This is a genomic window from Erwinia sp. MYb416 (assembly GCF_037479575.1).
GTDB lineage: Bacteria > Pseudomonadota > Gammaproteobacteria > Enterobacterales > Enterobacteriaceae > Erwinia > Erwinia rhapontici.
On sequence record NZ_JBBGYT010000443.1, the window covers coordinates 130917 to 155808 of the forward strand.

Sequence of the window (24892 nt, forward strand, 5' to 3'; positions counted from 1 at the left end):
ACAGCCGCAGTATCAGCTGCGGCGTATCGTTGCACTATTTTTCTTACCTCAATGGATTGTTGAGTTTTGCGTATTCGAATGGAGATATGACTGCTTCTCGATTCACATCCAAATAATCCGCCCACCACTGCACCATCAGCCTGCGCTCCCCCAGATGCTCCGCCTTATGGATATAAGCCGCACGCACAGAGTTGCGTTCCTGGTGACTCATATGCAGCTCCACCGCATCCCTCGACCACAATCCTGATTCAATCAGAGAACTACACGCCATCGTTCTAAAACCATGCCCACATACTTCCGTTTTCGTGTCATAGCCCACCACTCTCAGCGCCTTGTTCACCGTGTTCTCACTCATGGGTTTACCCGGATCGTGATCTCCTACAAAAATCAGCTCTCGGTTTCCATTCATGCTTTTGATCTTTTCTAAAATAGCTAAGGCCTGACGCGACAAGGGAACAAGATGAGGCGTCCGCATCTTTGAACCACGCTGCGAATGTTTAACACCGTCCAACGGTTCACGCTCACCGGGGATCATCCACATGGCCGTTTCAAAATCCACTTCTGCCCAGCGGGCAAAACGCAGCTCGCTTGAACGGATGAAAACCAACAAAGTGAGTTCAAACGCCAGTCGGGTTAACGGCCTGCCAGAATAGTGATCGATGCGGTGAAGCAATTCAGGAATGCGATTAAGTTCCAGAGCAGCACGATGCTGTCTTTTCGCCGTAGCAACCGCACCGGCAATCTCTTGAGCGGGGTTGTAGTCGATTAAGCCACTCTGAACGGCAAAGCGCATAATCGCGGTAGTCCGCTGTTGTAAACAGGCGGCGACTTCAAGACGCCCGGATGACTCGACTGCTTTGATAGGTACAAGTAGGTCTCTCGTTTTCAGTTCTGCAATGTTCCGCTTACCGATAGCAGCAAAGAGATTATCTTCCAGACTTTTCAATACACGAGTACTATGCGATGCAGACCATTTCTAATTGCTGGCATGCCAGTCTCTGGCAACCACTTCAAACGTTATCGCCTCTTGCTCCTGCTCTACCTTAACGGCTTTCTTGTTCTCACTGGGATCGACACCATTAGCTAATAGCTTACGGGCCTCATCCCGGCGTGCCTTGGCATCCGCCAGCGAGACTTCAGTGTATTTCCCCAGCGCCAACATCTTCTCCTTACCGCCGAAGCGATAACGTAGCCGCCAATACTTTGAACCGTTCGGGTGAACCAGCAATACCATACCTTCGCCGTTAGTTAACTTATAGGCTTTTGCTTCCGGCTTAGCCGTACTGAACCTTCACATCACTCAGCGCCATGTTGAGCATCCTTTCAAGGTTCGGTGTGGGTACAAACATTAACGAACCAGGATATACCCTCAGTTGTATCCGCAGCAGTACGTTGATGCAGGTTGAGGAAAATGAGGGACATTGCGGAGGCTGAATCGCAGGCACAAAAAAACCACCTTTCGGTGGCTTCAATGTTCATACGCTTTATGGTGCCGAAGGCCGGAATCGAACCGGCACATCTCTCGATGGTTGATTTTGAATCAACTGCGTCTACCGATTTCGCCACTTCGGCACTGAAGGGTATGCGGAAAACGTTGTGGATTATACCGTTACCGCCTGCATACGCAACCCTATTCCGCAGGGTCTGCGTCTGAGTGCTGAAAAAACGTGCGCCGGGCCAGCGTATTGATATCCCGTTCGGGCGTGGCTTGCCCCGCCCCTGTGATGTTTCAGTGCAGATAATTCTTAAACCCTGGACCATAATGGCTGTACGGCGCTGTGCAGTGGAACTCACCCGCTCTCCGGCAGTCGGAACAATCAGATATCAGCGCGTGGCCAGGAGGGCGGCGTGCGTCACATCACATCGAATAGGGCTAACAATGAAAGCAGCAATGAAATGGGTTCTGGCAGGTTCAGTGGCCACCGCACTGTTCAGCGCCACGGCGGGTGCCGCCAGCTGGCAGGATCAGCTTAACTCAGCCGCCAGCGCGCTGGGCCAGAACAACAGCAGCACCAATACCTCCGGTGCTAACGCAGCGCCTGCGGGTAACTCGCTGGGCGCGTTGACCGGGTTACTGAACGGCGGCAGCCAGTCGCTCAGCGCGGGCACCATGACCAATGCGGCGGGTGTGCTGGAGTACTGTGTGAAGAACAATATTGTCGATAACAATGTGTCATCGGTGAAAGACAAACTGCTCGGTAAGCTGGGGCTGGCGGATACGCAGAAGCAGCAGGAAACCACCGACTATAAGCAGGGCCTGATGGGTCTGCTGAACACCGGCAACAATCAGCAGGTGAACCTGAAATCGCTGGGTGATACCGCCATCGGCAAGAAGGTGAAAACCAAAGCCTGTGATCTGGTGCTGAAGCAGGGCAAGCAGTTTATCTCGTAATCTCTCTCTTAAGGCGGCAGGGCTGTCCCCTTGCCGCCTTCTTCCCCCCGGCCACCGTTGTGTGGCCTTTTTTTATTTTACAATCAGCCGAATGCCCAGCAGCGCCATCACGCCGCCCCCTAAACGGTCGAGCGGGGCTTTAAAGCGCAGATAGGTGTTCCGCGGCCCGCGTGACGACAGCGCATAAGCCACAAACAGATACCACAGGCCATCCACCATCATCGCCACCAGCGGGATGGCAATCAGCATGCCGTTGCTCACATGGGCAGGCAGCAGCGCGGCAAACACCCCGGCGAACACCATCGCGGTTTTAGGATTACTGATCTGGGTGGTAAAGGCGGTGAGAAAGGCGCGCTTCAGCGTTTTACCGTTGCTGCCTGGCAGGTCCAGCACCAGCGGTTCGCGGGCACCGCGAAACATCTTGTACGCCATCCACAGCAGGTACAGGCCCCCCGCCGTCTTCAGCGTCAGCCACAGCACAGGCACGGCATTTAACAGCGTATGCAGCCCCATCAGGGCGATAATGGCGAAGATCAGGCTACCCGCGCCCATGCCCAGCGCGGCACCGATGCCGGCACGGCGTGAGGAGGCAACGGCGGTACGCGCCACCAGAATAAAGCTCGGTCCCGGACTGATGGCACCCAGCGCCAGCGCACCGCCGATTGAAATCACTGAAAGTACTGCTGCATCCATCTTCCACCTCCATCATGTAATATCGTCTAACTTACTGAGAGTGGACATTAACTGGCAAGCCGTAATTGACGGAGACGCCTGCTATGCTTACAAAATATTCTCCGTCTTACCACCAAAGGGATCGTTGACGATGACCGAGCCGCTGCTGATTGCCCAGACCACGGAACAACAACTGCATTTGCTGCCCGCGATGGCGAACCGCCACGGGCTGATTACGGGTGCGACCGGCACCGGTAAAACCGTCACGCTGCAAAAGCTGGCGGAGAGCTTCTCGAATATCGGCGTGCCGGTGTTTATGGCCGATGTAAAAGGTGATTTGACCGGGGTTGCCAAAGCCGGGACGGAGTCAGAGAAACTGCTCGCCCGTCTGGCGAAGATTGGCGTCACGGACTGGTCACCGCAGGGGAATCCGGTGGCGCTGTGGGATATCTTTGGCGAACGCGGCCACCCGGTGCGCGCTACGGTGTCGGACCTCGGGCCACTGCTGCTGGCACGCCTGCTGAATCTGAACGACGTACAGAGCGGCGTATTGCAGATTATCTTCCGTGTGGCCGACGACCAGGGCCTGCTGCTGCTCGATTTTAAGGATCTGCGCGCCGCCACGCAGTATATCGGCGAGAACGCCAAAGCGTTCCAGACCCAGTACGGCAATATCAACAGCGCCTCGGTGGGCGCTATCCAGCGCGGGCTGCTGTCGCTGGAGCAGCAGGGAGCGGAATACTTCTTTGGTGAGCCGATGCTGGATATCAAAGACTGGATGCGCACCGATGAGAACGGCAAAGGGATAATCAACATCCTCGCGTCGGAGAAGCTGTACCAGATGCCAAAACTGTACGCCACCAGCCTGCTGTGGCTGCTGTCGGAGCTGTATGAGCAACTGCCGGAGGCGGGCGATCTGGAGAAGCCGAAACTGGTGTTCTTCTTTGATGAGGCGCATCTGCTGTTTGACGATGCGCCCGCTGTGCTGCTGGATAAGATCGAGCAGGTGATCCGTCTGATCCGCTCAAAAGGCGTGGGCGTGTGGTTTGTCTCACAGAACCCGTCGGACGTGCCGGATGCGGTGCTCGGCCAGCTGGGTAACCGCGTGCAGCATGCCCTGCGTGCCTTTACCCCGAAAGACCAGAAAGCGGTCAAGGTGGCGGCGCAGACCATGCGCGCCAACCCGGCGTTTGATACCGTGACGGCCATTCAGGAGCTGGGCACCGGCGAAGCGTTGATCTCCTTCCTCGATGAGAAAGGCAGCCCCTCTGTGGTGCAGCGTGCGATGGTCATTGCCCCCGGTTCCCGCATGGGCCCGGTGACCGACGACGAGCGTAACGGGCTGATTAACCACTCGTCCCTCTCCGGCAAATATGAAGAAGCTGTCGATCGCGAATCCGCTTACGAGATGCTGCAAAAAGGGATACAGAATGCCACGAACAGCGCCAGCGCTCCCGCCGCCAAAGGCGAAAACGTGGCGGTGGATAACGGTATTCTCGGCGGGCTGAAGGACATTCTGTTCGGCACCACCGGGCCGCGCGGCGGCAAGCATGATGGCGTGGTGCAGAGCGTGGCCAAAAGCGCGGCGCGACAGATCACCAATCAAATCATCCGTGGTGTGTTAGGCAGCATTATGGGCGGAAGGAAACGATAAGGGCTTTATGGATAAGGAACGTGAGTTAATCCGGGCGAAGCGCCTGCCGCTGCTGTTGCTGGTCGGTGCGGCGCTGTTGTTTATCGCCACTATTCTCTGGCCGCTGTACTGGCCGCCCAATCCCTGGGTCGCCGGGCTGAAAGCGGTGGCAGAGGCGTCGATGGTCGGGGCACTGGCGGACTGGTTCGCGGTCAGCGCGCTGTTCCGCCGGGTGCCGATCCCTCTGGCGGGCCGTCATACGGCGATTATCCCGCGTAATAAGGATCGTATCGCCGACAATCTCGCCCTGTTCGTGCAGGACAAATTCCTCAATACCGATTCGCTGCTGGCGCTGATCCGCCGCCATAATCCGGCGCAGATTATTGCTAACTGGCTGAGCCACCCGGACAACGCCGCCCGCCTGAGCGGGATGGTGCTGAAAACCGTGCGCGGCTTTCTCGATCTGGCCGACGATCAGCGTATTCAGGGGTTTATGCGCCGGGCGATCCACAAAGCGATTGATAAAGTGGATCTCAGCCAGTCGGCGGCCATGATCCTCGAAAGTCTGACGAAAAATAACCGCCATCAGCAGCTGCTGGACGATGCGCTGGCGCAGATCCTGCAACTGGTGAACAAGCCCGGCACACATGAGTTTATCGCCCATCAGGTGGTGAGCTGGCTGAAGCGCGAGCATCCGCTGAAGGAGAAGATGCTGCCGAGCGAGTGGCTGGGAGAGAAAAGCGCCGAGCTGGCGGCCAATGCGGTGCAGTCGATCCTCACCGAGATTGAACACGATGATGCGCACCAGCTGCGCCAGGGCTTTAACCGCGCCGTGCAGCGGCTGATTACCCGCCTGCGTAACGACCCGGAGATGGCGGAGAAAGCGGAAGAGATTAAAGCATATCTGAAGCAGGATGAGACGCTGAACCGCTATATCGGCCAGCTGTGGAATGATTTGCGTGGCTGGCTGAAAGACGATCTGGAGCGCCCCGACTCCACGCTGCACGCCAAAGTGAGTGCTGCCGGTCAGTGGTTCGGCGAAACCCTGATGCAGGATGAGCCGCTGCGCAACTCGCTCAATCAGCATATGGAAGAGGCCGCCAGCAACGTGGCACCGGAGTTCTCGGCGTTTCTCAGCCGTCATATCAGCGATACGGTGAAGAGCTGGGACGCGGCGGATATGTCGCATCAGGTGGAGCTGAATATCGGCAAGGATTTGCAGCGCATCCGCATCAACGGCACATTAGTCGGTGGGGTGATTGGGTTGATTTTGTATCTGCTGTCGCTGGTGCCGCAGCTGCTGGAAAGGACGCAGGTGCTGTAGAGGCAAGGTCAACGGCATTTCGCTTTCCCACTGCGTGGGCTGAGCGACAAGGGGCGGCCAGTCGCCGCCGCCCCTTGACCCCGGGCTTGCGGCAGGCGAACCGCCCGCTTCGCGGGTGCCTTCGTCTGCTCGCTTCACCGACGGACCGTTCGTGACGGTACGTCCTGTACCGGCCCGAACTTTCGCCGACGTCCTGTCGGCTCATCCTGGTTCTCTTCGCTTCCTCAGCGATTCTTAATTGCCGCCTGAAAGTCAACATCCCAGGTCAAACCCAACCCAACCCAACCCAACCCAACCCAAACCAAACCAAACCAAACCAAACCAAACCAAAAAGTGTTTCTGGTTTGGGTTTTGACGTTGAGGCGGCATCTTAGCTGCGCCGAAGGAAATCGGATTTCCAGGACGCGCCAACAGGACGTTGGCGAGAGGGTGTGCCGGGACAGGGACGTCCCGTCACACCCGGTCCGGCAGGAAAGTCGATTTTCTGAGGGAACCCGCTGAAAGCGGGCGCGGCGCCTGCCGCAAGCCCGGGTCCCCAGGGCGGCGGCGATTGGCCGCCCGGGGTCGCTCATCCCGCGACAGCGGGAAAGCGAAACGCCCTTGACGTTGACCTGGCTTTAACACCACAGGCTGACCGAAACAAAAGGTCCGCCTGCGGGATAGGCCCGAGCGCCCTGATTACCGCCGCTTCAGCAGCATAAACACACTGATCGCAAAGAACGCGGCACTCGGCAGCAGCGCGCCCAGCAATGGCGGAATGTTATACACCAGGCTCAACGGCCCAAAGATCTGGTCCAGCACGTAGAACAGGAAGCCAAAACTGATCCCGGTGACCACGCGCATCCCCATCGACACGCTGCGCAGCGGGCCAAAGATAAACGAGAGGGCCATCAGCATCATCACCGCCACCGACAGCGGCTGGAAGATCTTGCTCCACATGTTCAGCTCATAGCGGCCAGACACCTGCCCACTCTGCTTCAGATACTTCGTATAGTTATACAGCCCGGTGATCGACAGCGCCGTTGGGTCCAGCGCCACCACACCCAGCTTGTCCGGGGTCAGGGTGGTTTTCCATTCGCCACTCAGCGTCTGGGTGCCTTTCACCTGCTGCGGGTCCGTCAGGTCGGACTGATCCACCTGCGCCAGCTCCCACAGTTTTTTCTCCGCGTTGTACTGCGCAGAGGCGGCATAGCGCACGGTTTGCAAACGGCGCTCTTTGTTAAAGCTGTAAATACTGATGCCCGCCAGCTGGTTGTCGCCGCGAATACGTTCGATAAAGATAAAGTTATCGCCGTCTTTCGCCCACAGCCCGCTCTGCGTGGAGAGCAGCGAACCGCCCACCAGCTGCTGCGCACGGTAGTTACGCGCCATCTGCTCACCCTGCGGGGCCACAAACTCACCGATGGCCATGGTCAGCAGCACCAGCGGGATCGCGGTTTTCATCACCGAGGCGGCAATCTGCATACGGGTAAAACCGGAAGCCTGCATCACCACCAGCTCGCTGCGCTGGGCCAGCGTACCTAAGCCCAGCAGTGCCCCGAGCAGCGCGGCCATCGGGAAGAAGATCTCAATATCTTTCGGCACACTCAGCAGGGTATACAGCCCGGCACCGAGCGCGGTGTATTCGCCCTGCCCGGTTTTACGCAGCTGATCGACAAATTTGATGATGCCGGAGAGCGACACCAGCATAAACAGCGTCGCCATAATCGTATTGAAAATCGTTTTACCGATATATTTGTCAAGAACGCCAAACATCAGACCGATCCTCCGCGAGTGAAACGCGCGCGCAGTCGGCGCATTGGCACCGTATCCCACGCATTCAGCAGTACGGCCAGCGCCAGATACCCGAGGTTAACCCCCCACATCCACAGAGCCGGATCGAGGCGCCCCTTATTGCCGCTGGAGCGCAGCGAACTTTGCAGCAGGAAGAACACCAGATAGAGCAGCATCGCTGGCAGCATCGACAGCACGCGTCCCTGACGCGGGTTGACCACGCTGAGCGGCACCACCATCAGCGCCATGATCAGCACCGAGAACACCAGCGTCAGTCGCCAGTGCAACTCACTGCGGAAATCAGGTTTATCAGAGTGCCACAGCTCGCCGAAGCTCATCTGCTCAGAGTCATTCGGGTCAAGGGTAGCGGTCTGATGGCCGACAATCGCCTGATAATTTTTGAAGTCAGTAATGCGGAAGTCACGCAGCAGCGCAGTGCCTTCGAAACGGGTGCCGCTGTCGAGCGTCACCACCTGCGAACCGTCTTTACGCTGTTCCATATGTCCATGGTCAGCGACCACCACGGACGGCCGGGCATTGCCTTTCGGCCGCAACTGCGCGAGGAAAACATTGCCAAAATTGTTGCCTTTGACGTTTTCGATAAACAGCACAGATTGACCATCGCCAGACTGCTGGAACTGACCGGCGGCCAGCGCAGCGGCGCCCGGGTTCGCTTTCGCGTTCTGCATCACTTCACTTTGATAACGAGAAGACCACGGCCCCATCCAGCCGACGTTGACCGCGGCAACCAATGCCGTGAACAACATCAGGATCATCGCCGCCTTCACCAGCACGCTCTTGCCTAAACCACAGGCGTGCATCACGGTGATTTCACTCTCGGTGTATAATCGGCCAAGCGTCATCAAAATGGCTAAAAAGAGGCTTAACGGCAGGATCAGCTGTGCCATCTCGGGCACGCCAAGGCCCAATAAGGTCAGCACTAAATTTGTAGGAATTTCGCCATCCACCGCGGCTCCCAGTATCCTGACTAACTTCTGACAAAAGAAGATCAGCAGCAGGATGAACAGGATAGCCAGCTGGCTTTTGAGCATTTCCCGAACCAGATATCTAATAATGATCACGCTGAGTACGCCTGTGAAAACTTGTCTTTTTGCAGGAAAATCGCTAGTTTCATCGCTTATACGCCATTTATTCTCATCAATGGCCCATGTCACTACTAAAATAGTATGACAACAACCGCGTTCTGGTGATGCAAAAAAAAATAATCCTCACCAAAACCCAATCTGACAACAGCGTTATGCGACAGCGCTATACGTTACGAAAGCGGTCTATTCTAGCCGCAGCAAGCGCCGTTGTCTTTAAGATTCAGGAGAGTGCATGGAGTTCAGTGTAAAAAGCGGTAGCCCGGAAAAACAGCGCAGTGCCTGTATTGTGGTGGGCGTGTTTGAACCGCGCCGGTTGTCACCGATTGCTGAACAGCTGGATAAAATCAGCGATGGATACATTAGCGCCCTGCTGCGCCGTGGTGAACTGGAAGGAAAAGTCGGCCAGACTCTGCTGCTGCATCATGTGCCGAACATTCTCTCTGAACGTATCTTGCTGATTGGTTGTGGCAAGGAGCGTGAGCTGGATGAGCGTCAGTACAAGCAGGTCATTCAAAAGACCATTAACACGCTGAACGACACCGGTTCGATGGAAGCCGTCTGCTTCCTGACCGAGCTGCACGTCAAAGGGCGCAACACCTACTGGAAAGTACGCCAGGCGGTAGAAACGTCAAAAGAGACGCTGTACAGCTTCGACCAGTTGAAAAGCAACAAGGTTGAGCCGCGTCGTCCGCTGCGCAAGCTGGTGTTCAACGTGCCGACGCGCCGCGAACTGACCAGCGGTGAACGTGCGATTCAGCACGGTCTGGCGGTGGCTGCGGGCGTTAAGGCCGCGAAAGATCTCGGCAATATGCCACCGAACATCTGTAACGCCGCTTACCTGGCGTCACAGGCGCGCCAGCTGGCGGATACCTGGGCCAACATCACCACCCGCGTCATCGGCGAACAGCAGATGAAAGAGCTGGGGATGAACGCCTATCTTGCCGTCGGGGCCGGTTCGCAGAATGAATCCCTGATGTCGGTGATCGAGTACAAAGGCAACCCGGATAAAGAAGCGCGTCCCATCGTGCTGGTCGGGAAAGGCGTGACCTTTGATACCGGCGGTATCTCGCTCAAGCCGGGCGAAGCGATGGACGAAATGAAGTACGATATGTGCGGGGCGGCCTCAGTGTACGGCGTCATGCGCATGGTTGCTGAGCTGGGTCTGCCGCTGAACGTGGTGGGCGTGCTGGCGGGCTGTGAAAACATGCCGGGTGGCCGCGCTTACCGTCCAGGTGATGTGCTGACCACCATGTCTGGCCAGACCGTAGAAGTGCTGAACACGGATGCGGAAGGTCGACTGGTTCTGTGCGATGCCCTGACCTACGTTGAGCGCTTTGACCCGGATGTGGTTATCGACGTGGCTACGCTGACCGGAGCCTGCGTGATTGCGCTGGGCCACCATATCAGCGGCCTGCTGTCGAACCACAACCCGCTGGCGCATGAGCTGATTGGTGCTTCAGAACAGGCAGGCGATCGCGCATGGCGTCTGCCGATGGCGGATGAATATCAGGAGCAGCTGGATTCCAATTTTGCCGATATGGCAAACATTGGCGGCCGCCCGGGTGGTGCCATCACCGCAGCCTGCTTCCTGGCGCGCTTCACGCGTAAGTACAACTGGGCACATCTTGATGTGGCCGGAACCGCCTGGCGTTCAGGAAAGGCCAAAGGCGCGACCGGTCGTCCGGTTGCCCTGCTCTCTCAGTTCCTGTTGAACCGCGCAGGTCTGAACGGCGACGATTAAACCGACGGTAACAGGTGCCTGCAGGGTGCCTCGTTCGGGTCAGGCATGCCTGACCCCTGCGACACCGCCATCGTATTTGCAGGGGCCAGCTATGCCTGGCCCCTGCGGATCTGACCAACCCAACTGGCATCATTATGAAAAACGCAACTTTCTATCTGCTGGAAACCGATACCCCGGTTGACGGGCTGAGCGCTCATGAAGCGCTGGTCTGCGATCTGGCTGAGGCCCGCTGGCGTGACGGGAAACGCGTGCTGATTGCCTGTGAAGACGAAGCGCAGGCCATCCGGCTGGATGAAGCCCTGTGGCAACGCCCGGCAAATGCCTTCGTGCCGCATAATCTGGCTGGAGAAGGCCCAAAGTATGGTGCCCCGGTCGAGCTGGCCTGGCCACAACGTCGCGGTAATTCACCGCGCGATCTGCTGATCAGCCTGCTGCCGCAGTTTGCAGATTTTGCCACCGCTTTCTATGAAGTGGTAGACTTCGTCCCCTATGAACCATCTTTGAAACAGCTGGCGCGCGACCGCTATAAAGCTTATCGCAGCGTTGGATTCCACTTGAATACGGCAACGCCCCCTTTGCCTAAGACATAGCAGACATGGAAAAGACATATAACCCGCAAGATATCGAGCAGCCGCTTTACGAGCACTGGGAACAACAGGGCTACTTTAAACCGCATGGCGACACCAGCCAGGAAAGCTTCTGCATCATGATCCCGCCGCCGAATGTAACCGGTAGCTTGCATATGGGTCACGCCTTCCAGCAGACCATCATGGACACCATGATCCGCTACCAGCGCATGCAGGGTAAAAACACCCTGTGGCAGGCAGGGACCGACCACGCGGGCATCGCCACGCAGATGGTGGTAGAGCGTAAGATCGCCGCGGAAGAAGGCAAAACCCGTAAAGATTACGGCCGCGATGCGTTCATCGAAAAAATCTGGCAGTGGAAAGCCGAATCCGGCGGCACCATTACCCGCCAGATGCGTCGTCTGGGCAACTCCGTGGACTGGGAGCGTGAGCGCTTCACCATGGATGAAGGCCTGTCGAATGCCGTGAAAGAGGTGTTCGTTCGCCTGCACAAAGAGAACCTGATCTACCGTGGCAAGCGCCTGGTGAACTGGGACCCTAAACTGCGCACCGCCATCTCTGACCTGGAAGTGGAAAACCGCGAGTCAAAAGGCTCCATGTGGCACATCCGCTATCCGCTGGCCGACGGGGTGAAAACCGCTGACGGTAAAGATTATCTGGTGGTCGCCACCACGCGCCCGGAAACCGTACTCGGTGATACCGGCGTGGCGGTCAATCCTGAAGATCCGCGTTACAAAGATCTGATCGGCAAATTCCTCGTGCTGCCGCTGGTCGGTCGCCGTATTCCGATCGTCGGTGATGAACACGCTGACATGGAGAAAGGCACCGGCTGCGTGAAGATCACCCCGGCGCACGACTTCAACGACTACGAAGTGGGACGTCGCCACAAGCTGCCGATGATCAACATCCTGACCTTCGATGGCGACATCCGTGAAACAGCCCAGGTGTATGACACCAACGGCGAAGAGTCTGATGCCTGCGATCCGACCATTCCGGCTGAATTCCAGAAGCTTGAACGCTTTGCGGCGCGTAAAGCGATCGTGGCAGCGATTGATGCTCTCGGCCTGCTGGATGAGATCAAACCCCACGACCTGACCGTGCCTTATGGCGATCGCGGCGGTGTGGTGATCGAGCCCATGCTGACCGATCAGTGGTACGTGCGCACGGCCCCGCTGGCGAAAGTGGCGGTAGAAGCGGTGGAACAGGGTGAGATCCAGTTCGTACCGAAGCAGTATGAAAACATGTACTTCTCGTGGATGCGTGATATCCAGGACTGGTGCATCTCGCGTCAGCTGTGGTGGGGTCACCGTATCCCGGCCTGGTATGATGCCGAAGGGAACGTCTACGTGGCGCGCAGCGAAGAAGAAGTGCGCGCCGAGAACAATCTGGGTGCCGATGTGGTGCTGACCCAGGACGAAGACGTGCTGGATACCTGGTTCTCTTCCGGGCTGTGGACCTTCTCCACCCTGGGCTGGCCGGAGAACACCGAAGCGCTGCGCACCTTCCACCCGACCAGCGTGCTGGTCAGCGGCTTCGACATCATCTTCTTCTGGATTGCCCGCATGATCATGCTGACCATGCACTTCATCAAAGATGAAGACGGCAAACCGCAGGTGCCGTTCAAAACCGTGTATATGACAGGTCTGATCCGTGACGACGAAGGGCAGAAAATGTCCAAGTCCAAAGGCAACGTGATCGACCCACTGGATATGGTTGACGGTATCTCGCTGGAAGATCTGCTGGAGAAACGCACCGGCAACATGATGCAGCCGCAGCTGGCGGAGAAAATCCGTAAGCGCACCGAGAAGCAGTTCCCGAACGGTATTGAGCCGCACGGCACCGATGCTCTGCGCTTCACCCTGGCGGCGCTGGCCTCAACCGGCCGCGACATCAACTGGGATATGAAGCGCCTGGAAGGTTACCGCAACTTCTGTAACAAGCTGTGGAACGCCAGCCGCTTTGTGCTGATGAATACCGAAGAGCACGACTGCGGCTTCAACGGCGGCGAGCTGGAACTGTCGCTGGCGGACCGCTGGATCCTCGCGGAATTCAACGAAACGGTGAAAGCCTATCGTGCAGCGCTGGACAGCTATCGCTTCGATATCGCCGCTAACATTCTGTATGAGTTCACCTGGAACCAGTTCTGCGACTGGTATCTGGAGCTGGCTAAGCCGGTGATGAACGGCGGTTCTGAGGCTCAGCTGCGCGGTACGCGCAACACGCTGGTTACGGTACTGGAAGCCCTGCTGCGTCTGGCGCATCCGATTATTCCGTTTATCACTGAAACCATCTGGCAGCAGGTGAAAGTGCTGAAAAACATCAGCGACGACACCATCATGCTGCAACCGATGCCGGCATTCAGCGAAAGCCGTGTTGATGTGGCGGCGATGACCGACACCGAGTGGATGAAGCAGGCGATCGTCGCGGTGCGTAACATTCGCAACGAGATGAATATCTCCCCGTCCAAACCGCTGGATGTGCTGTTGCGTGGCGCCAGTGCCGATGTGGTGCGTCGTGTGAACGATAACCATAACTTCCTCAAAACCCTGGCGCGTCTTGAAACGCTTGAGCTGCTGCCAGCGGGCGAGAAAGGCCCGGTTTCCGTGACCAAACTGGTTGACGGTGCTGAGCTGCTGATCCCGATGGCTGACCTGGTGGATAAAGCGGCGGAGCTGGAGCGTCTGGTGAAGGAAGTGGCTAAGCTGGAGGTGGAGATGGAAAAAATCACCGCTAAGCTGGGCAATGAAGGGTTTGTGGCGCGCGCACCGGAAGCCGTCGTGGCGAAAGAGCGTGAACGTCTGGCGGACTTTGAGCAGGCGAAGATCAAACTGATTGAGCAGCAAGCGGTGATTGCCGCGCTGTAATGGTGAAGGGAGGGGCATGCCCCTCCCCTACAATATCAATCCCTGTGGGGCGGCATGCCCTGCCCTACAATATCAATCCCTGTGGGGGCGGCGTGCCCCTCCCCTACACTATCAATCCCTGTGGGGCGCCGTGCCCTGCCCTACAACATCAATCACTGTGGGGGCGGCATGCCCCTCCCCTACACTATCAATCCCTGTGGGGCGCAGTGCCCTGCCCTACAACACCGTTCCCCGTAGGGGCCAGGCATGCCTGGCCCTTTTTTATTGCGTGCCTCGCCCTTTCTGACAGATTTACTCCGCCGCCTGAATGGCTTTGATGCGCGCAGGCATATCCGGATGGGTACTCATCCATTCCGGCAGATTAATCCCACTGCTCTCCTTCTCTGCGGACTGTTCAAGCTGCCGGTAGATCTCAGACATCGCTGCCAGAGAACGCCCCTGCGCCTTCATCTGCACAATGGCATACTCATCGGCCTCACGCTCCATGCTGCGTGAGAACTGAAGCTGATCAATAAACGCCGCCGACTGTAACAGCGTGTCACCAATCCCGCTGACATCGCCGGTCAGCCAGAGATAGCTCAGCGACACCAGCGACGAACGCACCAGCATACGCATCACATGACGATGCTGATGGTGCCCCATCTCATGCAGCATCACCGCGACAATCGCATCGTCACTTTTCGCCATGCGCACCAGGTCATCGCTGACGATCAGCGTACCGTCTGCCAGCATAAAGGCGTTCGGCCCCCCGGCGAAATGCATGATCTTCAGCCGCAGCGGCGTCGGGTCATCTTTCATCTCTGCCGGAATAATGTCACGGAACAGCCGGTTGATACGCTGCTGTTGCTCTTCCGTCAGGCGTCCAACGCTGAAGCCGGTATGCTGTAGCAGAGTGAAGGTTTGCTGGCCGACCTGGCGCTCAACATACGCGGGAATATGCTGCGCCAGCACACGGCTGGTCACGGGCAGGATCACCCAGATGTAGAACGCAATGGCGGCCAGCGTGGCCAGCAAAGTAACAACGACACCCCGGCGATGCTGTTCCAGCCGGTGAACGAGGCCTGGACGACGACGCTGCTGCCACCACTCGCGGAACGCCGCATCATCATCCGGGACAAAGCGCCCGCCGTCCGGGAAGGAGATCGTCAGCGGGATGGTCCCGAGCGCGTCAGAGACCGTCACATCGTTCAACATCAGGAGCTGCCGGTGCGTGCCCTGATCCAGCGTCACATGCTGTTCCGCTAATGTGAGACGGGCAGCCTCGCGAGCTGCCCGTCCAGGGTACTGATAAAAACCGTTCAGCTGCAAGGTCAGATGCCAGCGTTCAGATCGAATGCGGAAACAACTTCTTCTGCTACGGCGGTGCCGGCAGTGTCATGGTGCGCCTGCACGTCCAGCAGAGAGATATCGCCTTCCAGCGCCGTGCTGTTCGCCATATAGCGTGCCAGACGAACTTCAGCAATTGGCGTCCCCAGACCCAGGGTGAAAATCACAATCAGGGTATTGGTCAGCGTCAGGCCTAAGAATGATCCTGTAGACATAGTTGACTTAAGGCGGAGTTTTTCACCTAATTGAGTCTGGCCAAACACGTAATTACGCTGTGCCACGACTAAATAAGCAGAAGAAACTAAACCACCGAAAAGTAATATTAAGAAGGTCAGGAAGATATTCAAAAAGTTTCCTGCCATCAGATTGTTCATCATCTCTGGATCGGTCATACCCATTGCCACGGCATAAAAGATCGAGACAAACAGCGAGCCAATCAGCATGCCGGCAATAATCAGGAATGGCAGCATAATCAGGAAGCTGATCAGCACCATTTTGATAAACGCTTTTTTGCTCAGCGCTGCTTTAAATGGCAGGGAACCGTAGGACATGTTGTTGATATACAGATCGTGGTTCAGTGCAGCTACGGTACCCTGCACGGCCGCCAGGCCTGCCAGCAACAGCACAAAGGCCAGGATGCCAACGGTCAATCCAGCGCTGATGCTGCCGCTGTTCGCGGCTAAGAAACCGACCGCACCGACCACCAGATAGAGCGCCAGCACCAGCAGTACCGGGCACAGGAACATGGTCCAGTAAGCACGGCCCACGCGGCAAAGGTAGTTAAAACGCACACCACGGAAGCTGCTCATCAGCGCGTTGTAACGCCAGCTGCGGATGACAATCCACGGTATTAACGCGAAGAACGCCAGCGCGAATACCAGTGAGATTCCCGGCATGGCTGAAGAGAGGATAAAGAACAGCACCAGGCCCACGAAGACAATAATACGGCCTTTCAAGATATCAATGGGACGAGCGTGGTAATCAAAGCGATCGCCCGCAATTTCGGTATTGCCATAGAAATAGCGACGGCGACGGACGGTGGCCCAGGCAGAATAAATACCCAATGTGATCATGGTCAGCAGTGCATTGACCAGCCAGATAGAGAAATATTCACCAGAACGACCGTGAAACAGCACCGCATGACGCTGCTGATTCGAGGTATTGTTTTCCATTTGTTTTTCTTCCTGAAATAGAAATAGACTGCTGGGAAGCAGAAAATAAAAGCGTAATAAATAGCCGCGCTATTTAAGCATGGCATTGGAAACCCGACAATAAATAATTATCATTTAGATAACATACTCAGACACGTTAACCCCTGATGCACAGACATTGCATCCGCACGCTGGCAGTGTTATTACACTACCTGCAACCGACAGACCATGAGCGAAATGTATGACAACCGCAATTCAGACAACCCTGCGCGTGCGCCCGATCGTTCCCGCTGACAACCCGCATATTGCTGCGGTGATCCGCACCGTATCGGCAGAATTTGGCCTGACGGCAGATAAAGGCTATACCGTTTCTGACCCTAATCTTGACCATCTCTATGAAGTCTATAGTGAAGAGAACTGTGCTTTCTGGGTGGTCGAAGTGGAAGGAAAGGTGGTGGGTGGCGGTGGCATCGCGCCACTGGCGAGCAGCGATGCGGATGTCTGTGAACTGCAGAAAATGTATTTTATGCCGTCGGTGCGTGGCCTCGGGCTGGCACGCCGTCTGGCCATTCAGGCGATGGACTATGCCCGCCAGCAGGGCTTTAAACGTTGCTATCTGGAAACTACCGCGTCACTGACGCGCGCCATTCGCCTGTATGAACATCTCGGTTTTGAGCATATCGATGGCCCGATGGGTGCCACCGGTCATGTGGATTGCGAAGTGACGATGCTGAAAACCCTTTAACCGCAGCGGACGGCCCCTGCAGGGGCCGATCATCTGTTCCAATCAGCCCTTTTATCCGCTCGCCTCTCAGGCGAAGTTCGGAACGCCACTGTGAAAACGCAGCTGGTTGTCCGGTTCCATGATCAGACGCGCTTCCGTTTCCCCGATTTTACGCACCCGCACGCTGATATCCGTCGGTGAGATCAGTGCAGCCAGCGCCAGGTAATCCTGATAGTGACGCGCCTCTGAGCGCAGCAGCGAAATATAAAACCCCGCCAGTTCATCATCAAGATACGGTGCCAGACTGGCAAAACGCTCGCAGGATCGCGCTTCGATATAGGCTCCGCAGATCAGTTTATCCACCAGCGTTTGTGGTTCATGCGTGATGATCTCGCGGATTAACCCTTTGGCATAGCGGCTGGCGGTGATGCGCATATAGGGAATACCACGCGCCTGCATAATCTCCAGCACCTGATAGAAATGGTGCAGCTCTTCTTTGATCAGCAGCACCATCTTATCCACCAGCTCATCGCCATAAGGCACCTCTTCACGGCTGATAATGGTTTTTGACAGACCTTTATGCTGTTCGAGGAAGGCAAGATCGGCCTGATCGTTGTGAACAAACTGTTCCCAGGGTTTCAGCCACGCCAGCAGGGCATCGCCGCTGGCTTTGTCCGCAACATATTTACGGATCAGCCACATGGCGGTCTGGGCTGCTTTCAGCTCACATACCAGATGGTCGGTCAGTAACAGAGGAAGATGTTGCGGCTGACGGGCTTCGTCAATCCAGGCTTGAGGCGTACGGCAGTGCAGGAAATCGAGGACAGGGGCCAGCAGGTGTTCGGTATTCATTTGCTCAACGTCATGAAATGGCCGGGCATGCCCGGCCAGAATTTACAGGGGAGAATCAGTGGCGGATGCCGTTATCTTCGCCGTCGATGGCTTCGTCATCTTCATCGCCTTCGTCGTCATCCTGCGCGTCCGGATCTTCGAAGTAGGTGCCCCAACCGTCGTAGTCAACGTTGAACTTGCCCGCCACATCGATCAGCTGCTCAACCTGCGCGTCGATCAGTTCAGCGTTCAGCGCGCCTTCGCTGAGAATATCGCAGCACATCACTTTGGTGCCATCTTCCAGATCCAGCTCTTCCGGCTCAGTGACTTCGTAACCCAGCTTAAAGGCTTCCACGGCCGCTTTCTCCAGCGCATCGAAGCTGTCGCAAGAGAAATGATGCTCAATGGTGTACAGCGCGTCCGGGTCACTGCCATCATCCAGCAGTTCTTCAATAATCAGCCGCGTTTCTTCACGCTGCTCTTCCAACAATGCTTCATTAGCCATGATCGCTTCCTCATTAAGGCGTTATTTCGCGTATTTTCCCACAGTGCCCTCTGCGCCACTACCTTTAAAAGCAAGTTTCTGCTCTTCGGGGTTGAAAGTGAATATTAATACGGTTAAATTGAATTTTAATTCATTAAAGATCATCCCGGAGTGCTTTATGAGTCAGTTATATCAACGTCACTTCCTCAGGCTGCTCGATTTCACCCCCGCTGAAATCAACGGCTTACTGGCGCTGGCGTCCACGTTGAAAACCGATAAAAAAAATGGCGAAGAAATTCAGCACCTGAAAGGTAAGAATATCGCGCTCATCTTCGAAAAAGACTCGACCCGCACCCGATGCTCTTTCGAAGTTGCCGCATACGATCAGGGCGCGAACGTCACCTGGATTGGCCCGAGCGGCAGCCAGATCGGCCATAAAGAGTCGATGAAAGACACCGCCCGCGTGCTGGGCCGGATGTACCACGGTATTCAATATCGCGGCCACGGCCAGGTGCTGGTGGAATCCCTGGCCGAACACGCTGGCGTGCCGGTGTGGAACGGGCTGACCAACGAGTTTCATCCCACCCAACTGCTGGCGGACCTGCTCACCATGCAGGAACACCTGCCGGAGAAAGCCTTCAGTCAGATGACGCTGACCTACGTCGGCGATACCCATAATAATATGGGCAATACTCTGCTGGAGGCGGCGGCGCTGACAGGCCTGGATCTGCGCCTGGTGGCACCGAAAAGCTGCTGGCCGGATGCGGGGCTGGTTGCTGAATGCCGCAGCGTGGCAGAAAAAACCGGCGGAAAAATCACCCTGACAGAAGATATTGCGCAAGGCGTGCTGGGCGCGGACTTCATTTACACCGACGTCTGGGTATCCATGGGTGAGCCGAAAGAGGTATGGCACGAACGTATTGCCCTGCTGCGCCCTTATCAGGTGAACATGGCGATGCTTGAGGCGACCGGGAACCCGCAGGTGAAGTTCCTGCACTGCCTGCCTGCGTTCCACGATGACCAGACCACGCTGGGCCAGCAGATGGCACAGCAGTACGATCTGCACGGCGGCATGGAAGTCACTGACGAAGTGTTTGAATCATCGCACAGCGTGGTGTTTGACCAGGCGGAAAACCGTCTGCACACCATCAAAGCGGTGATGGTGGCCACGCTGGCACAGCTGGGGTAACTCACCCCAGGCAAACGATTACGTTACGCGTTTTTCGCTTGCTGCAAACGGATGAATGCGTATAATGCACCCCGTTTGCCGGGAGGATGCATGAAACTAAATTGCGTTAATCAAGCCGTACTGAATCGCCTTTCTACAGGCGGGCAGCACCGTTTTTCCTCCCGTTGCATGACCGATCATCAAGAAAAGCCCCTCATTGAGGGGCTTTTTTTTGCCCGCATTTTAATGCAAAAACGTTGCGCTATAGCACTCATGAGGCAGCCGACACCGCTGCATCATGAATGATAACGGCAAAAGGAGTGGAAATGGCTAACCCCCTATATCACAAACACATTATTTCAATTAACGATCTCAACCGTGAAGAGCTGGAGCTGGTATTGCGTACCGCGGCCAGCCTGAAGGCGAACCCACAGCCTGAGCTGCTGAAGCACAACGTGATTGCCAGCTGCTTCTTTGAAGCGTCCACCCGCACCCGCCTCTCGTTTGAAACGGCGATGCATCGTCTTGGCGCGTCCGTGGTCGGGTTTGCCGATGGCAGCAACACCTCGCTGGGCAAGAAAGGGGAAACCCTGGCCGATACCATCTCCGTGATTGGCACCTATGTGGATGCGATTGTCATGCGTCATCCGCAGGAAGGCGCCGCGCGTCTGGCAACCGAGTTTTCCGGCGGCGTGCCGATCCTGAACGCGGGCGATGGCGCCAATCAGCATCCGACTCAGACGCTGCTCGATCTGTTTACCTTGCAGGAAACGCAGGGCCGTCTGAATAACCTCAGCGTGGCGATGGTCGGTGATTTGAAATATGGCCGCACCGTACATTCACTGACCCAGGCGCTGGCGAAGTTTGAAGGCAATCGTTTTTACTTTATTGCGCCTGATGCACTGGCGATGCCGGCTTACATCACCGATATGCTCGACGAAAAAGGCATTGTCTGGACACGTCATGACAGCATTGAAGAAGTGGTACCGCAGGTGGACATTCTGTATATGACCCGTGTACAGAAAGAGCGTCTTGATCCGTCGGAATACGCTAACGTCAAAGCCCAGTTTATTCTGCGCGCCAGCGATCTGGTGGGCGCACGCGAGAATATGAAAGTTCTGCACCCGCTGCCGCGTATTGACGAAATCGACACGGATGTCGATCACACGCCGCACGCCTGGTATTTCCAGCAGGCAGGTAACGGTATCTACGCACGCCAGGCACTTCTGGCGCTGGTACTGAACAGCGAACCGGTTCTTTAAGGGGATAAGCACATGACACACGATAATAAATTACAGGTTGAAGCGATTAAACGCGGCACGGTGATCGACCATATCCCGGCTCAGATTGGCTTTAAGCTGCTCTCCCTGTTCCGCCTGACGGAAACCGACCAGCGCATTACCATTGGCCTGAATCTGCCCTCGGGTGAGCTGGGCCGCAAAGACCTGATCAAGATTGAGAACACCTTCCTGACCGACGATCAGATCAACCAGCTGGCGGTGTATGCACCGCACGCAACGGTGAACCGCATTGATGATTACAACGTGGTGGCGAAGAGCTCCCCGACGTTGCCAGACCGGATTGAACGCGTGCTGACCTGCCCGAACAGCAACTGCATCAGCCGTTCTGAACCGGTGCATTCCAGCTTCGCGGTGAAACAGCGCCAGGATGAGCTGCACCTGAAATGTAAATACTGCGAGAAAGAGTTCGCGCACCATGTGGTGATGGCAAACGGTTAATGCCGTTGCATTTGCTCCGTTGCGTGGGCAGGATGTGACACGCGCCGGGTCAAACAGAGAGGCGAGGCATGCCTCGCCCCTACGGGGGTATCACCGTTACTGTCGGGCCTCGCCCCTACGGGGTATCTCCGTTGCTGTCGGGCCTCGCCACTACGGGGTATCACCGTTGCTGTCGGGCCTCGCCCCTACGGGGTATCACCGTTACTGTCGGGCCTCGCCCCTACGGGGTATCTGCGTTGCTGTCGGGCCTCGCCACTACGGGGTATCACCGTTGCTGTCGGGCCTCGTCCCTACGGGGTATCACCGTTACTGTCGGGCCTCGCTCTTACGGGGTATCACCGTTGCTGTCGGGCCTCGCCACCACGGGGGTATCACCGTTACTGTCGGGCCTCGCTCTTACGGGGTATCACCGTTGCTGTCGGGCCTCGCTCTTACGGAATATCACTGTACCTGTAGGGGCCGGGCATGCCCGGCCCGGGCAAAAATGATACGCTGTACCCCTATCCTCACCATCGCACACATTCAGGAGAAACTATGTCACGCGAAATCAGTACGGAAAACGCCCCCGCCGCTATCGGCCCTTATGTTCAGGGTGTGGATCTCGGCAGCATGATCTTCACGTCAGGCCAAATCCCGGTCGATCCGAAAACCGGTGCTGTGGCGGACGATATTGCCGCTCAGGCACGCCAGTCGCTGGAAAATGTGAAAGCGATTGTTGAGGCCGCGGGTTTGAAAGTGGGTGATATCGTTAAAACCACCGTGTTCGTGAAAGATTTGAATGACTTCGCCACGGTGAACGCCACCTACGAAGCCTTCTTCACTGAGCACCAGGCCAGCTTCCCGGCACGTTCGTGTGTGGAAGTGGCGCGTCTGCCAAAAGATGTGAACATCGAAATCGAAGCGATCGCTGTACGTCGTTAAGCGAACGTCGTGAATCGTTGTACGGGTCGATCAACGATCGACCCGCCGTTATTTCCCGTTGCGCAATAATTTCTCCACCGGATACACCAGCGCAATCACCACTTCATCCTGGCTGAGCGCTGCCTGATCCAGCCGCTGATGCATCTTCGCCACTTCACGAGCGCCAAAAGTTTGTTCCTTTTCCATGGCATCCAGCAGTGACAGCCCCATCTGACTGATCTCCGCCACCTGCCCTGCCACCGGCAGCAGCGGCCGTAGCTGCGGGTTCTGTGCCAGCACTGGCTCTACCAGCGGAATATTGTGTTGCCACTGCAGAAGCTGACGGCGGATCGCCTGCGCCGCCTGTCGGTCACCCCGATTGGCGATCAGCGCGTCCACCTGCTGATCCAGCTCACGCACTTTGTTGCTTTCGGATGGCAGCACATCGGCCAGCCGGTTGAGCGGTTCAGCCTGCGTGTAATGTCCGGCCTGATATTTCAGATGCTGTCGGGTATAGAATTGCGCAGGCTCCAGCGCTTCAGCGAAGATTTGCAGCGGCACCGTGTCACTACTGTTGGCCAGACGCATCATCTGCAACTGCGTCTCCGCGTGCTGTTGCAGACCCACCGACACGGCGGACCAGCTATCAACCGCTGCCAGGCGCTGATACATATTCTTCTCATCCGTCACATCAGAGGCCGACCACAGCCGCTCTGCCACCACAAATGCCCGCGGCCACAAACGGACGTCAATCACGTTCTCATCGACGATTTCGCTCCACAGCGCCGCTTCCCCGCCCAGCAGGTTATTTCGCAACTGGGCATCATCCGGCAGTACCGGTTTTATACCCTGCGGAGGCTGCGGCAGCCTGCTGCCCACCGTGGGATAGCGCACGTTACCGATGCGCCAGTAGCCGCTCATGTTGTCGCCCGCCAGGGTGAGCACTGGACGAAGCTCGCCCATCCAGCTGTCGACACGGAAGGTAAACTGGGTGGGCGACAGCCAGCGGATCTCCCGCACCATACGCCGCGAGCGCCCTTCGAAATCAATAAATCCGCGCCATCCACCAACGGCATCAATCAGCGTAAAGCTGCCTGTGAGCGGCTTACCCTTAAGACGTGGCAGCGTAAATTGCCAGCTCTGTGCTGTTTCGCCCTCTTTGATCCGATCGGCATCGTTCAGTCCCTGCGGCCAGACTTCATTGCGATAATGGAACGCCGCAGGCTGGGCCTGATCGAGATAGAAGCCGGTAGAAAGGATGCCGCGATAGTTGTTTTTTGCCACTTCACCCAGCGCATCCGGTCCGCGCCAGGATTGGATCAGAATGCTGCGCGGCAGATCGGGATGATAGATTTCATCCCAGCCGATCATCTGTCGCTGGTGTTTTTCCAGGATCTTCTCCACCCGTTGATTGAAATATGCCTGCAGTGCATGACTGTCTTTCAACCCTTTCTGCTGCATAAACTGAGCGATAGCCTCAGAGTTATCCCACTGGCTGGGATCCACTTCATCGCCACCAATATGCAGATAAGGATCGGGGAAGATGGCGGCCACCTCGCCCACCAGCGTATCAATAAACTGATAAACCTGTTCGCGGGACGGATCGAGCAGCGGTTTAAAGACGCCCCAGCCACGTTCCATTTGATAAGGCCCCGGTGCCGCGATCAGTTCAGGCATCGCCACCGCCAGTGCCGAAGCGTGCCCCGGAAAGTCAATTTCCGGCACCACACGCACGCCACGATGGGCGGCATAGCTGACGATATCGCGCATCTGCTGCGGGCTGTACCACAGTCCGTCGCTGGCTTTTTCCTGCAACTGCGGGAAATGGCTGGAACCAAAACGCCAGCCCTGGTCGTCGGTCAGGTGCCAGTGGAAGACGTTCATACGCGCAGCGGCGATGCCATCAATCTGGCGTTTCAGCGTCTCAATGGGCATAAAGTGGCGGGCAGAATCAATCAGGATCCCGCGCCACGGAAAGCGCGGGTGGTCATTAATCGTCACCAGGGGCACCGTGCTGTTATGCACCAGTTGCAGCAGCGTTTCCATGCCGCGCATCGCGCCAAAACGGGTGGCTGCATCCAGTGTGATGCCGTCGGCGCTGACCACCAGCCGGTAGCTCTCATCGCTGTCCGGTTGAGGAATAGCGGCAACCTGTCGGGCGATACGGATCTGTAATGACGTGGCACTGGCGGAAATCGGCAGATCAGGGTTACCGGTCTGACGCGCCAGGCGTTGCTGCCAGCGCGGGATTGCCTCGTGCAGGTTATCGCCCTTAACCTGAATCGCCAGCGGCATGGTCAGGGCCAGATTTCCCCTACCCTCTGGCTGCTCTACCTGCTGCGGCCAGGGCATCAGCGGGAGTTTCCCTGCCGGGTCGGCAGCCACAGTGAATGGCAGAAACAGGGAACAGGCAAGCAACAGCGGGCGCAGTGACCATGGCATATCAGGGCATCCTTTTTTTGTGATGACCTCATAAA

Annotated in this window: 19 protein-coding genes, 1 tRNA gene and 1 pseudogene; 11 read left to right on the top strand and 10 right to left on the bottom strand. The window is 56.8% G+C overall.

Annotated elements, in window-relative coordinates:
* Positions 1-43 precede the first annotated feature (43 nt).
* Positions 44-1310, bottom strand: a pseudogene (locus tag WH277_RS27930) (tyrosine-type recombinase/integrase).
* Between the two features lie 177 nt (positions 1311-1487).
* Positions 1488-1572: transfer RNA gene (locus WH277_RS27935), tRNA-Leu, on the bottom strand.
* A gap of 307 nt (positions 1573-1879) precedes the next feature.
* On the opposite strand from WH277_RS27935, the gene WH277_RS27940 reads away from it, so the two are divergent.
* A complete protein-coding gene (locus tag WH277_RS27940) occupies positions 1880-2392 on the top strand; it encodes a DUF2501 domain-containing protein (RefSeq protein ID WP_171148903.1) in 513 nt (170 codons plus the stop codon).
* Positions 2393-2464: 72 nt separating this feature from the next.
* Here the strand turns inward: WH277_RS27940 and WH277_RS27945 are convergent, their stop codons facing one another.
* Complete coding sequence (locus tag WH277_RS27945) at positions 2465-3085, bottom strand: LysE family translocator (RefSeq protein ID WP_171148904.1); 621 nt, start codon at positions 3083-3085, stop codon at positions 2465-2467.
* Between the two features lie 130 nt (positions 3086-3215).
* On the opposite strand from WH277_RS27945, the gene WH277_RS27950 reads away from it, so the two are divergent.
* Positions 3216-4718, top strand: a complete 1503-nt coding sequence (locus WH277_RS27950) for a helicase HerA-like C-terminal domain-containing protein (protein WP_133843971.1) — start codon at positions 3216-3218, stop codon at positions 4716-4718.
* Between the two features lie 7 nt (positions 4719-4725).
* Complete coding sequence (locus WH277_RS27955; protein ID WP_159337327.1) at positions 4726-6021, top strand: DUF445 domain-containing protein; 1296 nt, start codon at positions 4726-4728, stop codon at positions 6019-6021.
* A 678-nt stretch (positions 6022-6699) separates the two neighbouring features.
* Here WH277_RS27955 and lptG read toward each other — a convergent pair.
* Positions 6700-7776, bottom strand: coding sequence for an LPS export ABC transporter permease LptG (gene lptG, locus WH277_RS27960; protein WP_167863394.1), 1077 nt, complete (start codon positions 7774-7776; stop codon positions 6700-6702).
* Entirely contained in the window at positions 7776-8876 is a 1101-nt protein-coding gene (gene lptF / locus WH277_RS27965) for an LPS export ABC transporter permease LptF (RefSeq protein ID WP_159337326.1), read from the bottom strand. The genes lptG and lptF overlap by 1 nt, the downstream gene beginning before the upstream one ends.
* 256 nt (positions 8877-9132) lie before the next feature.
* Between lptF and pepA the strand changes: the two genes are divergently transcribed.
* The 3 genes from pepA (at position 9133) to WH277_RS27980 (ending at position 14092) form a co-directional block, all read left to right on the top strand.
* Complete coding sequence (gene pepA, locus WH277_RS27970; RefSeq protein ID WP_133843979.1) at positions 9133-10641, top strand: leucyl aminopeptidase; 1509 nt, start codon at positions 9133-9135, stop codon at positions 10639-10641.
* Between the two features lie 134 nt (positions 10642-10775).
* The gene (locus tag WH277_RS27975) at positions 10776-11231 is read left to right on the top strand and encodes a DNA polymerase III subunit chi (RefSeq protein ID WP_133843981.1); all 456 of its coding nucleotides are present in this window, start codon (positions 10776-10778) and stop codon (positions 11229-11231) included.
* A gap of 5 nt (positions 11232-11236) precedes the next feature.
* The gene (locus WH277_RS27980) at positions 11237-14092 is read left to right on the top strand and encodes a valine--tRNA ligase (protein ID WP_227535626.1); all 2856 of its coding nucleotides are present in this window, start codon (positions 11237-11239) and stop codon (positions 14090-14092) included.
* Between the two features lie 291 nt (positions 14093-14383).
* Here WH277_RS27980 and WH277_RS27985 read toward each other — a convergent pair whose 3' ends face one another.
* On the bottom strand, positions 14384-15400 hold the full coding sequence (locus tag WH277_RS27985; protein WP_339507479.1) for a M48 family metallopeptidase: 1017 nt from the start codon (positions 15398-15400) through the stop codon (positions 14384-14386).
* Positions 15401-15402: 2 nt separating this feature from the next.
* Positions 15403-16590 carry a YjgN family protein gene (locus WH277_RS27990; RefSeq protein WP_159337325.1) on the bottom strand — a complete coding sequence of 396 codons (1188 nt, stop codon included), beginning with the start codon at positions 16588-16590 and terminating at the stop codon, positions 15403-15405.
* A 220-nt stretch (positions 16591-16810) separates the two neighbouring features.
* Here WH277_RS27990 and WH277_RS27995 point away from each other — a divergent pair, with 220 nt between their 5' ends.
* Positions 16811-17314 (top strand): GNAT family N-acetyltransferase, encoded by a 504-nt coding sequence (locus WH277_RS27995; RefSeq protein WP_259150696.1) that lies wholly within the window; start codon positions 16811-16813, stop codon positions 17312-17314.
* Positions 17315-17380: 66 nt separating this feature from the next.
* Here WH277_RS27995 and miaE read toward each other — a convergent pair whose 3' ends face one another.
* Together miaE and rraB are read right to left on the bottom strand one after the other, a co-directional pair.
* Positions 17381-18145 carry a tRNA isopentenyl-2-thiomethyl-A-37 hydroxylase MiaE gene (gene miaE / locus WH277_RS28000; protein WP_133843991.1) on the bottom strand — a complete coding sequence of 255 codons (765 nt, stop codon included), beginning with the start codon at positions 18143-18145 and terminating at the stop codon, positions 17381-17383.
* A gap of 55 nt (positions 18146-18200) precedes the next feature.
* Positions 18201-18629, bottom strand: a complete 429-nt coding sequence (gene rraB / locus WH277_RS28005) for a ribonuclease E inhibitor RraB (protein WP_133843993.1) — start codon at positions 18627-18629, stop codon at positions 18201-18203.
* 157 nt (positions 18630-18786) lie between these two features.
* Between rraB and argF the strand changes: the two genes are divergently transcribed.
* The 4 genes from argF to ridA all read left to right on the top strand — a co-directional run bounded on the left by argF (position 18787) and on the right by ridA (position 22436).
* Positions 18787-19797, top strand: coding sequence for an ornithine carbamoyltransferase (gene argF / locus WH277_RS28010; RefSeq protein WP_133843995.1), 1011 nt, complete (start codon positions 18787-18789; stop codon positions 19795-19797).
* Positions 19798-20102: 305 nt separating this feature from the next.
* Positions 20103-21038, top strand: a complete 936-nt coding sequence (pyrB, locus tag WH277_RS28015; RefSeq protein WP_133843999.1) for an aspartate carbamoyltransferase — start codon at positions 20103-20105, stop codon at positions 21036-21038.
* A gap of 12 nt (positions 21039-21050) precedes the next feature.
* On the top strand, positions 21051-21515 hold the full coding sequence (gene pyrI / locus WH277_RS28020) for an aspartate carbamoyltransferase regulatory subunit (protein WP_133844002.1): 465 nt from the start codon (positions 21051-21053) through the stop codon (positions 21513-21515).
* A gap of 534 nt (positions 21516-22049) precedes the next feature.
* On the top strand, positions 22050-22436 hold the full coding sequence (gene ridA / locus WH277_RS28025) for a 2-iminobutanoate/2-iminopropanoate deaminase (protein ID WP_133844004.1): 387 nt from the start codon (positions 22050-22052) through the stop codon (positions 22434-22436).
* 48 nt (positions 22437-22484) lie between these two features.
* On the opposite strand, the gene WH277_RS28030 is transcribed toward ridA, so the two are convergent.
* Entirely contained in the window at positions 22485-24857 is a 2373-nt protein-coding gene (locus WH277_RS28030; protein WP_133844006.1) for a beta-N-acetylhexosaminidase, read from the bottom strand.
* Positions 24858-24892: the final 35 nt, after the last annotated feature.